Source organism: Flavimaricola marinus (assembly GCF_900184895.1).
Classification (GTDB): Bacteria; Pseudomonadota; Alphaproteobacteria; order Rhodobacterales; family Rhodobacteraceae; genus Flavimaricola; species Flavimaricola marinus.
In genome coordinates this window covers 312455-325610 of the sequence record NZ_FXZK01000003.1, presented here as the reverse complement: position 1 = coordinate 325610, position 13156 = coordinate 312455, and the positions used below count along the sequence as shown (strand labels likewise).

The 13156-nt window shown below is 66.0% G+C and carries 12 protein-coding genes; 11 read left to right on the top strand and 1 reads right to left on the bottom strand.

Going from position 1 to position 13156, the window contains the following annotated elements:
- Nucleotides 1-17: 17 nt before the first annotated feature.
- The 5 genes from gpt (at nucleotide 18) to trpE (ending at nucleotide 5962) form a co-directional block, all read left to right on the top strand.
- Nucleotides 18-533, top strand: a complete 516-nt coding sequence (gpt, locus tag LOM8899_RS10485; protein ID WP_093992152.1) for a xanthine phosphoribosyltransferase — start codon at nucleotides 18-20, stop codon at nucleotides 531-533.
- A 127-nt stretch (nucleotides 534-660) separates the two neighbouring features.
- A complete protein-coding gene (locus LOM8899_RS10480) occupies nucleotides 661-1161 on the top strand; it encodes a DUF2127 domain-containing protein (protein ID WP_093992151.1) in 501 nt (166 codons plus the stop codon).
- A 183-nt stretch (nucleotides 1162-1344) separates the two neighbouring features.
- A complete protein-coding gene (locus LOM8899_RS10475; protein ID WP_245820498.1) occupies nucleotides 1345-2544 on the top strand; it encodes an aminotransferase in 1200 nt (399 codons plus the stop codon).
- Nucleotides 2545-2604: 60 nt separating this feature from the next.
- Nucleotides 2605-4449, top strand: coding sequence for a peptidylprolyl isomerase (locus LOM8899_RS10470; protein WP_093992150.1), 1845 nt, complete (start codon nucleotides 2605-2607; stop codon nucleotides 4447-4449).
- 1 nt (nucleotide 4450) lies between these two features.
- Nucleotides 4451-5962, top strand: coding sequence for an anthranilate synthase component I (trpE, locus tag LOM8899_RS10465; RefSeq protein WP_093992149.1), 1512 nt, complete (start codon nucleotides 4451-4453; stop codon nucleotides 5960-5962).
- A gap of 322 nt (nucleotides 5963-6284) precedes the next feature.
- On the opposite strand, the gene LOM8899_RS10460 is transcribed toward trpE, so the two are convergent.
- Nucleotides 6285-7997, bottom strand: coding sequence for a polysaccharide deacteylase family 2 protein (locus tag LOM8899_RS10460; RefSeq protein WP_133065009.1), 1713 nt, complete (start codon nucleotides 7995-7997; stop codon nucleotides 6285-6287).
- Between the two features lie 158 nt (nucleotides 7998-8155).
- On the opposite strand from LOM8899_RS10460, the gene LOM8899_RS10455 reads away from it, so the two are divergent.
- From LOM8899_RS10455 to LOM8899_RS10430, 6 genes are all read left to right on the top strand, one after another.
- Nucleotides 8156-8737 carry an anthranilate synthase component II gene (locus LOM8899_RS10455; RefSeq protein ID WP_093992147.1) on the top strand — a complete coding sequence of 194 codons (582 nt, stop codon included), beginning with the start codon at nucleotides 8156-8158 and terminating at the stop codon, nucleotides 8735-8737.
- Nucleotides 8734-9750: an anthranilate phosphoribosyltransferase gene (gene trpD, locus LOM8899_RS10450; protein ID WP_093992146.1), complete on the top strand. Its 1017-nt coding sequence runs from the start codon at nucleotides 8734-8736 to the stop codon at nucleotides 9748-9750. Before LOM8899_RS10455 ends, trpD begins: the two co-directional genes overlap by 4 nt.
- 146 nt (nucleotides 9751-9896) lie before the next feature.
- Nucleotides 9897-10607: a DUF3592 domain-containing protein gene (locus LOM8899_RS10445; RefSeq protein ID WP_093992145.1), complete on the top strand. Its 711-nt coding sequence runs from the start codon at nucleotides 9897-9899 to the stop codon at nucleotides 10605-10607.
- A 43-nt stretch (nucleotides 10608-10650) separates the two neighbouring features.
- Nucleotides 10651-11457 carry an indole-3-glycerol phosphate synthase TrpC gene (trpC, locus tag LOM8899_RS10440; RefSeq protein WP_093992144.1) on the top strand — a complete coding sequence of 269 codons (807 nt, stop codon included), beginning with the start codon at nucleotides 10651-10653 and terminating at the stop codon, nucleotides 11455-11457.
- Nucleotides 11454-11930, top strand: coding sequence for a cyclic pyranopterin monophosphate synthase MoaC (gene moaC / locus LOM8899_RS10435; RefSeq protein WP_093992143.1), 477 nt, complete (start codon nucleotides 11454-11456; stop codon nucleotides 11928-11930). Before trpC ends, moaC begins: the two co-directional genes overlap by 4 nt.
- Nucleotides 11927-13120 (top strand): molybdopterin molybdotransferase MoeA, encoded by a 1194-nt coding sequence (locus LOM8899_RS10430; protein WP_093992142.1) that lies wholly within the window; start codon nucleotides 11927-11929, stop codon nucleotides 13118-13120. The genes moaC and LOM8899_RS10430 overlap by 4 nt, the downstream gene beginning before the upstream one ends.
- The last annotated feature ends 36 nt before the right edge of the window (nucleotides 13121-13156 follow it).

The window sequence follows — 13156 nt, the reverse complement described above, 5'->3', positions numbered from 1 at the left end:
CACCAGAAAGAAGACACATGAGCACACGCCCCTCCGACCGCCTGCCCCATGAAAAGGGCTTTCACATTTCGTGGGATCAAATCCACCGCGACAGCCGGGCACTGGCGTGGCGGCTCGACGGGCACGGGCCCGATGACGGAAACTGGCGGGCGATCGTGGCGATCACGCGTGGCGGCATGGCCCCGGCAATGATCATGGCACGAGAACTGGATATCCGGACGGTCGACACGATCAGCGTCAAAAGCTACAACCATCAAACCCAATCCGAAGCGACGGTCCTCAAATCCCCGGATGCCGACATGATGGGCGACGGAACCGGTATCCTGATCGTCGACGATCTGGTCGATTCCGGGCGGACGCTGGAACTGGTGCGGGAACTCTATCCCAAAGCGCATTTCGCCACGGTCTACGCCAAGCCCAAAGGGCGACCACAGGTCGACACCTTCATCACCGAGGTCAGCCAGGACACGTGGATCTTCTTTCCGTGGGATATGGCGCTGCAATATGTAGAGCCCTACCGGGGCAAGGACTGACACCGCGACTCTCGTCCGCGCAGCTAAAAGCGGCGCGGCGGAACCGGTGGGTGCCCCTTCCTGAACAGGGCCAAACAAGGCCACCGGAGGTGCCCGCACAGCGCTCCGACATAAGGATGTCGCAACGATGAGCCTGAGCACCACGCTCCCCCGCAAACGGCCTTGGGCACATCTCGCCCTGGTTGTGTCCCTCGTCGGCAAAGGCGGGCTCGGGCTGACGCAGCTGCTGGCCGGGCTGGCGATATTCGCCGTCCCGGGCGGACTGACCAACGTATCCACCTTCCTCGCCAGAACCGAATTGACCGAAGACCCCAACGATCCGTTCGCACTCTGGATCACTCACCAGATCGCGCAACTGCCGCCCGATGCGGACCACTTCTACACGCTCTACTTCGTTATCCACGGCCTCCTGAACCTCGGTGCCGTGCTGGCACTTCTGGCTGGGTTGCGATGGGCCTATCCGGCCTCGATCGCGGCGCTGGTCGGATTTATCGCCTATCAGATGTACAAATACTATCACGGAGAAGGCGCGATCATGATCGTCCTGACCGTGATCGACATCCTTGTCATCTGGCTGATCTGGATCGAATACAAGGCGCTGCGCGCCGAGGATCAGACCAAGGGCTGATCGGGTCCGCTCCACGCCGCGGCGCCGACCACCAGTCGCGGCTCTCTGTGGCCCTCGTCGAATGGATATTTATGACCCAAAGAAGCAGAGGCGCGCGCTTCCCTTCTTTGGGTTGCAAATATCCCCGCCGGAGGCAACAAAACAAATGTCGTGCGCCGCAGGCGCGCATTTTGGAAAGTCCGAATGATGTCCACGCGCGCCCTCGCCCGCACCGCCACCACTTTTGCCCCGCCCGTGATGGAGGCGCGCCGTTGGCTCGAGGGGGTCACCCACCCGGCGGACCGGCCCCTGATCAACGTCAGTCAGGCCGCTCCGGTGGACCCGCCGCCGCCGCAGATGCTGGAGGCGATTGCACAGATCGTCCTGACCGAGCCGGAGGCGCATCTCTACGGCCAGGTGTTGGGCCTGCCTGAGCTGCGGGCTGAAGTCGCCGGTCACTGGTCGGACAGCTACGGCGGGCAGATCCGCGCGGATCAGGTCGCGATCACCTCCGGCTGCAATCAGGCCTATGCCTCTGCCCTGATGACGCTCTGCGCCGAGGGCGACGAAGTGATCCTGCCGGTGCCCTATTACTTCAATCACCGCATGTGGAACGATATGGCCGGGGTGACGACCGTGCCCCTGCCCACCGGCGCCGGCCTGATCCCGGACGCCGACGATGCGGCCGCCTTGATCACCGACCGCACCCGCGCAATCGTGCTGGTCAGCCCCAACAACCCCGGCGGCGTAGAATACCCCGCCGAGACCCTTCGCGGGTTCTTCGATCTCTGCCGCGCCCGTGGCATTGCCCTGATCGTCGACGAAACCTACCGCGATTTCGACAGCCGCACCGGCGCGCCGCACGATCTGTTTTCCGATCCGGATTGGGACGACACGCTGATCCAACTCTATTCCTTCTCCAAGGCCTACCGCCTGACCGGCCACCGGGTCGGCGCGATGACGGCCAGTGTCGCGCGGCTCGCCGAAGCCGAGAAGTTTCTCGACACGGTCGCGATCTGCCCCAACCAGATCGGCCAACGCGCCGCGCTTTGGGGGATGCGCAATCTCAGCCAGTGGCTCGCCGGCGAACGGGCCGAGATCCTCGACCGCCGGGCCGCCATCGCCGACAACATGCCGAAGCTCGCCGCCCAAGGCTGGAAACTGCTCGGCTGCGGCGCCTATTTCGCCTATCTGGAGCATCCCTTCGCCATGACCTCGGCTGATTTCGCCCGGAAACTGGTGGCCGAGGCCGGTGTGCTGCTGCTTCCCGGCACCATGTTCATGCCCCCCGAAATCCCCGGTGGCGACACTCAGGTACGTGTCGCTTTCGCCAACATCGACCGGGCCGGAGTGGGCCTGTTGTTCGACCGTCTCGCCGGGCTGCCGTTCGCCCACCGCACATAGGCTTGCACGCACCCGCCCAGACCCCTATTGAATGGCCGGAGTTTTAGGGGAGTGGCCACAATGGCAAAGGGCAAAGGCAGCCGTATCGGCGTCTGGATCATCTTGGGTTTGCTGTTCGTGGGCCTGATCGGCTTCGGCACGACGAACCTGTCGGGAAATATCCGGTCCATCGGCTCCGCCGGGGACAAGGACATCGGCGTGCAGACCTACGCCAATGCCCTGACCCAGCAGATCGACGCGTTTTCCGCCCAGTTGGGCCAGCCGCTCAGCTTTCCGCAGGCGCAGGCCTTCGGGATCGACCGGGCCGTGCTCAGCCAGGTGGTCTCGACCGCCGTGCTCGACAACGAAGTGGCGCAGCTCGGCGTTTCCGTCGGGGACGAACGGGTCGCCGAGCGTGTGGTGCAAATCCCCGCCTTTCAGGGCATCTCCGGCAGCTTTGACCGGGAGGCCTACCGCTTCACCCTCGACCGGAACGGACTGACCGAGCGCGAATTCGAATCCGGCCTGCGCGACGACATGGCCCGCACCCTGCTGCAAAGCGCGGTGTTGGGCGGCATTCCGGAGGCGGAAGTCTATGCCGACACCATGTTGAACTTCGTCGGTGAACGGCGCAGTTTCGACTGGGCCCCGCTCACCGCCGATATCCTCACCGATCCTCTGCCGGCGCCCACCGAGGAAGACATGCTCGCACAATACGAGGCGACGCCCGAGGCCTACACCGCGCCCGAGATCCGCAAGATCACCTACGCCGCGATCCTGCCGGAGATGATCCAGGACGAGGTCGAGGTGGACGACACCGCCGTGCGCGAACTCTATGACGCCCGGATCAACGATTATGTGCAGCCGGAACGGCGGCTCGTCGAACGGCTGGTCTTTGGCAATGAGGCACAGGCGAACGACGCCATGGCGTCGCTGACCGCGGGCGAGACCGACTTCGACACGCTGGTGTCCGACCGGGGTCTCGATCTGGCGGACGTGGATCTGGGCGACGTCGCGGCCGACGATCTCGGCGCGGCCAGCGAGGCGGTGTTCGGCGCCGCCCCCGGCGATGTGGTCGGGCCGGTGATGACCTCGCTCGGACCGGCGCTGTTTCGGATGAACGCGATCCTTGGCGCCGAAGAGATCAGCTTCGAAGAGGCCGCCCCCGATCTGCGCGCCGAACTGGGGCGCGACAGAGCACGCCGGGTCATCGCGGGCGAATACGACCGGATCATCGATCTGATCGCCGGCGGTGCGGCCATCGAAGACCTCGCCGAACAGACACGGCTGGAACTCGGGACCATCGACTGGTCCGAAGAGGTCAGCGACGGCATCGCCGCCTACGATCTGTTCCGGCAGCAGGCCATGGCCACCGAGGTGGGGGCGTTCCCCGAATTGAGCGAGCTTGACGATGGCGGGCTGTTCACCCTGCGGGTCGACGAGATCGTGGCCCCTGCCCTGCGCCCCCTCGACGAGGTGCGCGAACAGGTCATCGCCGACCGGGTCGATCGGGCCACGGCCGAAGCGGTCGGCGCCGTCGGGGCAGAATTGCAGGCGCAGGTCGGCAACGGTGCCGCGATGAGCGATCTCGGGCTGTCGGTCACCTCCGAGGCCAACGCGATCCGTAGAAACTTCATCCCCGATACTCCGCAAGGGCTCATGGCGGAGGTCTTCGACATGGCACTGGGTGAAGCGCGGGTGATCTCGGACGAGACCGGGCTGACGGTGCTGGTGCACCTGACCGATATCGCCCCGGTGGATATGGACGATCCGACCATGGCCGCCGAAGCCGAAGCCATCGCCGCCCGGACCAGCCAGGGCATTGCACAGGACATCTACAGCATCTTCACCGCATCGGTGCAGGCGCGGACGGATGTCTCGATCAACCAGGCCGCGATCACCGCGGTGCATGCGAATTACCAGTGACATGAGCCTGCTTCCCGATTTCGACAGCTTCAGCGCGGGCTACAGCGCCGGGCAGAACCAGATCGTCTATACCCGGCTGGCCGCAGACCTCGACACGGCCGTATCGCTGATGTTGCGGCTCTCGGGGGCTGGCAAACACGCCTTCATGCTGGAAAGCGTGACAGGGGGCGAAGTGCGCGGGCGGTATTCGATCATCGGGATGAACCCCGATCTGATCTGGGATTGCCGCGGCACCAGCGCCCGGATCAACCGGGCGGCACGCTACGACGATGATGCCTTCGTCGAAGAAGGCAGCGACCCGCTCAGCTCGCTTCGGGCGCTTCTGGCGGAAAGCAAGATCGACCTGCCCGACGACCTTCCCGCAGCCTCGGCGGGGCTGTTCGGCTATCTGGGCTATGACATGATCCGGCTGGTGGAACACCTGCCCGACGTGAACCCCGATCCGCTGGGGCTGCCCGACGCGGTGATGCTGCGGCCCTCGGTGGTCGCGGTGCTCGACGGGGTGAAAGGCGAGGTGATCCTCGTCGCGCCCGCATGGGTGACGTCCGGGCTCAACGCCAAGGCGGCCTACGCACAGGCCGCCGAACGGGTGATGGACGCTCAGCGGGCGCTCGACCGGCCGGTGCCCACCGACAGCCGGCACCTTGCCGCACCGATCGAGGCCGGGCCACCGGTCTCGAACTTCTCGCCCGATGGCTACCGGGCCGCGGTCGAAACCGCAAAGGACTACATCCGCGCAGGCGACATCTTCCAGGTGGTCCCGTCGCAGCGGTGGACACAAGAGTTCCACGAACCGCCCTTCGCACTGTACCGAAGCCTGCGGCGGACGAACCCCTCGCCCTTCATGTTCTTCTTCAACTTCGGTGATTTTCAGGTCGTCGGCGCGAGCCCCGAGATCCTCGTGCGGGTCTTCGGACGGGAAATCACGATCCGACCCATCGCGGGCACCCGGCCACGGGGCGCGACGCCGGTCGAGGATCGGGCCAACGAGGCCGATTTGATGGCCGACGAAAAGGAACTGGCCGAACACCTGATGCTGCTCGACCTCGGGCGCAACGATGTCGGGCGGGTGGCCAAGATCGGCACCGTGCGGCCGACCGAGGAATTCATCGTCGAACGCTATTCCCACGTGATGCACATCGTGTCGAACGTGGTGGGCGAACTGGCCGAAGACCAGGACGCGCTCTCGGCCTTCTTTGCGGGCATGCCGGCAGGAACGGTCTCCGGCGCCCCCAAGGTCCGGGCGATGGAAATCATCGACGAACTCGAGCCCGAAAAGCGCGGCGTCTACGGCGGCGGTCTGGGCTACTTCTCGGCCAATGGCGACATGGACATGTGCATCGCCCTGCGCACCGCGATCCTCAAGGATGAAAAGCTCTACATTCAGGCCGGCGGCGGCGTGGTCTACGACAGCGATCCGGAAGCCGAATACCAGGAGACCGTGCACAAATCCAACGCCCTGCGGCGCGCGGCACAAGACGCCACGCGGTTCCGGCGCGACGGCAGCAACTAGCACGTCGGGGTTCGCTCCGTCACGGCGGTCCGCGCGATTTGACTTATTGCCTCCGGCGGGAGTTTTCCGGCCAAGATGAAGGCAGGACAATCGCGCCGACCCACCCTTCTTTGGGTCTCAAATATCCCCGCCGGAGGCATCCGCCACCGGCCACGCGCACCCAAGGCCGTTGCATGATCTTACGATCTGCGCGCGCGCCATTAACTCTCGACCGGACACCGGCGCCGGACCATGGCACCTACGCCATACCGACGCGATACCGACGGCATACCGAACGCCGAATTCTCCGATCAGGCACGTGAACGAAGTGAGTCGCGCCGCCCTATTCGGCCCCGAGAAGAGTTGCCGAGACAGGCGCAAGCGTCACCTGCCCTGCCCGGTTCGCCGTGCCCCAAAGGCTGAGCGCCGAAATCGTGTCGGCACGGACCCGCCCCACCAATACGACACCGCTCTGCTGGCGGGCACGGAATGCCGCCTGATCGAGGAACCGCCGGATGACACGCGCATCCTGATCCTCGGAATCGAGGTCCCGGTAGATCACGGCTGCCGCAACATCCACCGCCTCGGCACTGCGGAGCGCCATGTTAAGACCCTGGGATTGCGTCACAAATCCGCGACCATCCTGCGCCAGCCGGGCCATCGCCTGCTCGGTCACGCCGCGATCGGATTGCAGCCCGCCCGCGCCCACATCCAGCAGAGCGATGCTCTCGGGCAAGGCCGCGAAGGCAGCCTCCAGAGTGATCTCCACATCCGAGGGCAAAGCGCCCTCGGGCACGGCCGCTACTGCCATGACTTCGATGCCCGCGGCGCGATAGGCAGACATCTTCGCCGCCGCGTCCTCGGACAGCGCATCCAGCGCGATCGTCACCGGAAACGGCACCGCATTGACGGCGGCGACAGCCCCGCCACCGAGACTGCCATCGTCGATCAGTATGATCGACATCAGGGGCTTGTTCTCCGGGTTCTCGTAGCTCGACGCATAGCGTTCGAGCGCCGGCGCGTCTTCGTCGGGGGCCGCGTCAGGAGCCGGCTCTGCGGCCTCCTCTACCGGTTCCGCAGGTGCGCTGCCTGGGCGGATCACGCGCACCGCGTCGGTGCCGCCGGGCAAATTGGAACCGTCGCCCTGCAAGGCAATCCTCGGAGCGGCCGGTTCGGTCGGAGTTTCGGTCTGGGGTTCAGTCGGTGGTTCGGTCACCGGCTCTGGCGAAAGGTCCGCGACCGATTCGGGGGCGGCTTCCTCAGTGGTCGGTTCCGCCATCCGAGGGGCCTCCGCCGAGACGTCGGGGGCCGTCGCGGTATTCGCCCCGGGCACCACCAACGGCGCACCCGCATCCGCGGCAAGCGGTTGATCCGTCGGACTTTCCGTCTCGGCCTGCGGCCTGTCGGCGGGCTCTGGATCGGTCGTCGCGACAGTCTCGGGCACCGTCTCCGGCGCGGGGTTGGGGGCGATCTCGACGATGACCGGGGCTGGCTCGGCCGGCTCCGGTTCGACGAGAACGACGGTCGCGTCCGGGGTGGCGCTCTCGGGCGCGGCAAGCGGTTGCTCTGGCGGCGTGTCGCTGGGCGGAGGGGCCACCGGATCGGAGGGCACTTCCACAAGAGCCTCGGCCACGGGTGGCTCTGGCGCGCGGGCCAAGGGGTTGGGCAGGACAGGCGCCTCGGCCCCGGCAATCACATCCGGGGCAGAGACCGCCGGTGCGGGCGCGGCAAGGTCTTGCCCCTCGTCGTCTGCCGAGGGCGCCACTGGCGAGGCGGTGTCCGCAGCCGGCAAGGCCGGATCGACGTCCGGCATCGCAACTTCCGGCGTCTCGGAGGGCGCCGGCGCACCGCCGGGATCCACCGCACCACCCGGCACCGCGTCAGAACCGCCGCCAATGATCTCGCCACTGCCTTCGGCCAAGCCCGGTGCATTGACCTGGGGCGACATCGGCGGCCTGTCCCCTGCGGGCTGTTCGCCCACCAGTGACGCTGTGCCCAATGCCAATCCCGAGACCATCAGCCCCAACAACCCGCCCGAAAAAAATCCTCGAAACACGTGTCCCGCCTCTTTTTCTTTGCCTTTTGCGCCCTGCTCAGGCCTCAGACTGCGGACCGGACCTTGACGGGCCGGGCGCTTGCAGCCCATGAATGGCCGCAACTATACCGTCAGGGCCTGCCCGGGCGGTAGCCCCCAATTTGGCCAAGGGCAACAAGATGCTGCTTCTGATCGACAATTACGACAGCTTTACCTACAACCTCGTCCATTATCTGGGAGAGTTGGGGGCCGAGGTCGCGGTTCACCGCAACGATGCGCTGGATGTGCAGGCCGCCATGGCGCTGCGCCCGTCGGGCATCGTGTTGTCCCCCGGCCCTTGCGATCCGGCGCGGGCCGGCATCTGTCTGGCATTGACGTCGGCGGCCGCCGAGACGCGGACCCCGCTCTTGGGCGTCTGCCTCGGCCATCAGACCATTGGCGAGGCATTCGGCGGCAAGGTCGTGCGCTGCCACGAGATCGTGCATGGCAAGCTGGGCGACATGCACCACACCGGCAAGGGCCTGTTCGCGGGCCTGCCAAGCCCGCTCAAGGCAACCCGCTATCACAGTCTGGTCGTCGAGCGGGACAGCCTGCCCGACTGCCTTGAAGTCACCGCAGAGCTGGACGACGGCACCATCATGGGCCTGCAACACCGCGAGTTGCCGATCCACGGCGTGCAGTTTCACCCCGAGAGCATCCGCTCCGAGCATGGACACACGCTGTTGGACAATTTCCTCAAGACGGTCCCGGTGGCGGCATGAGCGACGCCCTCAAGCCGCTGATCCACGCCGCCGCCGAAGGCCCGCTGACCAGAGAGCAGGCCGAAGCGGCCTTTGAGATCCTGTTCGAGGGCGACGCCACGCCGAGCCAGATCGGTGGCCTTTTGATGGCCCTGCGCACCCGTGGCGAGACGGTCGAGGAATACGCCGCCGCTGCCGCCGTGATGCGCGCCAAGTGCAACCCGGTGAAGGCCCCCGATGGCGCCATCGACATCGTCGGCACCGGCGGCGACGGCAAGGGCACTCTCAACATCTCTACCGCCACCGCCTTTGTCGTGGCGGGCGCCGGTGTGCCGGTGGCCAAACATGGCAACCGCAACCTCAGCTCCAAATCAGGGGCCGCCGATGCCCTTGGCCAGATGGGCGTCGATGTGATGGTCGGGCCGGCCGTGGTGGAGCGGGCGCTCAAAGAGGCAGGCATCGGCTTCATGATGGCGCCGATGCACCATCCTGCGATCAAGCATGTGATGCCGACCCGCGCCGAACTTGGCACCCGCACGATATTCAACATTCTCGGACCGCTGACCAACCCGGCCGGGGTCAAGCGGCAGCTTTCGGGCGCGTTCAGCCGGGATCTGATCACGCCGATGGCGCAAACGCTGAACGCGCTCGGCTCCGAGGCGGCGTGGCTCGTCCACGGTTCTGACGGCACCGACGAATTGACGATCACCGGGGTGTCATGGGTGGCGGCACTGTCGTCCGGCATGATCGCCATGCGCGAAGTGCACCCCGAAGATGCGGGCCTGCCGGTGCATCCGTTCGAGGCGATCCTCGGCGGCACCCCCGAAGACAACGGCATCGCCTTCCGCGCCCTGCTCGATGGCGCTGAAAGCGCCTACCGCGACGCGGTGCTGCTCAATGCCGCGGCGGCCCTGTTGGTGGCCGGCAAGGTCGAGAGCCTGCGTGAGGGCGTCGCTCTGGGTCGTGAGAGCATCAATTCCGGGGCCGCCAAGCGGGCGATCGAAGCATTGGCACGGGTCACGACAGGCGGTTGATCTCCGCCCCTGTCGTTGCCCGGAGCCGCTGCCGTTTCCACCTCTCACCACCTTGGCCCTGCGCGGTGGCGGATCGGCCCATACGATGCCCGAGCGTTGACCAATCCTGTGCCTTCGGCCAACATTCCTGGCAAACGAGGGTTCCGATGCTGACGGATTTCTGGAAACACAAAGGCTGGATCGCCCTGATTCCCTTGGCAATGGCGGCACTTGCGTTCTTTGCCTGGATCGCCATAGGATCCGACGCCCGCCAGATGGAACGACGCGGCATCGAAGCCGAGGCCACCATCGTCGACACCCGCCGCGTCATGCGCCCCGCGACCACCAGCACCGGGTCCGGCACCGTCGCACGGGTGAGTGCGAACTACTACGTCACCGTCATGTTTCCGACCGGGTCGGCGCTGGAGGACACGCTCGAAATCCAGCAGGTCGAACATTTCGTCGACCGCAGCTATTATGAGCGGGTCGATACCGGAGACAGGGTCTGGGTGCGCTATCTGCCCGACGATCCGGAGCGGATCGAGCTTGAGCCCGGTGGCACGCAATCCAACAGCAACGCGGCCGGCTGGGTCGGGCTCGGTATGCTGGTCTGTGCCGGCCTTCTGGGCGGTCTCATCTGGACTCATGCGGCCAAGGTGCACCGATTCAAGACCACGGGCGGCACCGTGAAGGCCACCGTCACCGGCATCACCAAGCAAAACGGCTGGACCATCCTCAGCCTGACCCTCCCCGACGGGCGCTCGGTCAAGGCGCTGCCGTTGCGGGCTGACGACGGCACATTCCACCCTGGTGCGACGATCGACGTGCTGTCGCATCCGCACCATCCCGAACAGGTGATGATCCCGCCTACCGCGTGATCCGCCTCTTTCCAACCTCCCCGCGCGGCGCTAAGAACGCGGCATGGATATTCTCGACAAAATCAAAGCCTACAAGCTGCAAGAGGTCGCCGCCGCCAAGGCCGCGGTCCCTTTGGCAGATGTTGAGGCCGCCGCCGCCGAAGCGCCCGCTCCACGCGGCTTTGCTGACAGCCTGATCGAGGCCGGCAAAACCGGCTACGGCTTGATCGCCGAGATCAAAAAGGCCAGCCCGTCCAAAGGCTTGATCCGTGCGGACTTCGATCCGCCCAGCTTGGCGCAGGCCTACGAGGCCGGTGGCGCGACTTGCCTCTCCGTGCTGACCGACACCCCGTCCTTCCAGGGTGAGAAGTCCTTTCTGACGGCGGCACGGCAGGCCACCTCCCTGCCGGCGCTGCGCAAGGATTTCATGTATGACACCTATCAGGTGGCCGAGGCACGCGCGCTTCACGCCGACTGCATCCTGATCATCATGGCCTCGGTCTCGGACGCTCAGGCGATCGAACTCGAGGACGCCGCGATAAGCTACGGCATGGATGTTCTGATTGAGGTCCACGACCGGGCCGAGCTCGACCGGGCCATCAACCTCAAGTCGCCGCTCATCGGGATCAACAACCGCAACCTCAAGACATTCGAGGTGACGCTCGACACCACCCGCGAGCTTGCCCGCGTGGTCCCCACCGACCGGATCATCGTCGCGGAAAGCGGGCTGACCACGCCCGAGGATCTGGCCGATCTGGCGGCGTATGGCGCGCGCACCTTCCTGATCGGGGAAAGCCTGATGCGGCAGCCCGACGTCACCCAGGCAACCCGCGACCTGCTCGCCCGGCCACTCTTGGGAACGGGCGGATGAGCCTCAGCCACTTCGACTCCGCGGGCCAGGCCCATATGGTCGATGTGTCGGACAAGGCCGTAACCTCGCGCATTGCCGTGGCCGAGGGGCATGTCGTGATGACCCCGGAGACGCTGGCCCATGTGACCGCCGGCACCGCGAAAAAGGGCGACGTCTTGGGCATCGCCCGTCTGGCAGGCATCATGGCCGCCAAGAAGACCGCCGATCTGATCCCTCTTTGTCATCCCCTGCCGATCACCAAGGTCAGCCTCGAACTGACCCCGGATGAGGCTCTGCCCGGCGTGCGGATCAGCGCGACGGTCAAGACTACAGGCCAGACCGGCGTCGAAATGGAAGCGCTTACCGCGGTCTCCGCCGCCGCCCTCACCGTCTACGACATGCTCAAAGCCGTTGAAAAGACGATGGAAATCGGCGGCATCCGGGTCACGCTGAAAGACGGCGGCAAATCCGGGCGGTTCGAGGCCACGCCGTGATAACGGTTGCCGAGGCGCAGGCCAGATGCCTCGCTCTCGCGGCGGAGGTGTCGCTGCCCTCTGAACAGGTGCCTTTGGCCGATGCCGCCGGGCGGGTGCTGTCGGCACCGGCCAGGGCCACCCGGGCGCAGCCACCGTTCTCTGCCTCCGCAATGGACGGCTACGCCGTCGCCGCCACCTCGGTCGCCCCCGGCGACAGCTTCGAAGTCGTCGCGGAAGCCGCCGCAGGCCATGCATGGGGCGGCGCATTGAAGCCCGGTCAGGCCGCCCGGATCTTTACCGGCGCCCCGGTGCCGGAGGGAGCCCATCAGGTCGTCATCCAAGAGGACGTGTCGCGCGACGGCGACCGGATCACCCTCTTGCCGAGCTTGGGGAACGGGCCCAACATCCGTCCCCTCGGCGCGGATTTCGGGATGGACCACAGCCTGACCGCCCCGCGCAGGCTCGGGCCTGCCGAACTGGCGCTCTTGGCCGCGATGAACGTGCCGGAGGCAACGGTGCGGATGCGCCCCAAGGTGGCGCTGCTGGCCACCGGGGATGAACTCGTCATGCCCGGCGGCAATCCGGGTCCCGATCAGATCATCGCCTCGAATGTTTTCGCACTCAAAGCGATGATCGAAGCCGCCGGCGGCGAGGCCACGATCATGCCGATCGCGCCGGACCGCGAAGATGCGCTGCAAGCGATCATGGAAGACATGCGGTTTGCCGATCTGGCCGTCACCATCGGTGGGGCTTCGGTCGGGGACCACGACCTCGTGGCAAAGGTCGGCGCGCGGCTGGGTCTGGAGCAGTCCTTCTACAAAATCGCCATGCGCCCCGGCAAACCCTTGATTGCAGGGCAATTTGGAGAGGGACGCCCCTATCTGGGGCTGCCGGGAAACCCGGTGTCCGCCATCGTCTGCGGCTATCTGTTCCTCGTCCCGATGATCCGACAGATGCTCGGAGAAAGCGACGTTCTTCCCGCACCGTTGACCGCCCGTCTCGCCGCGCCTGTCGGTGCCAACGGGCCGAGGGCGCACTACATGCGGGCGCGGATGCATGAAGGCACGAATGGCCGCGAAGTCACGGCCTTCGACCGTCAGGACAGCTCGCTGCTGACCGTTCTCAGCGAGGCGAACTGCCTGCTGATCCGGCCCGCAGGCGACGCGGCCCAGCCCGCAGGTGCCGCCGTCACCGTCCTGCCCACCTGACATCCGCGTTGACACAAAACAGGAACATGCGTAGAA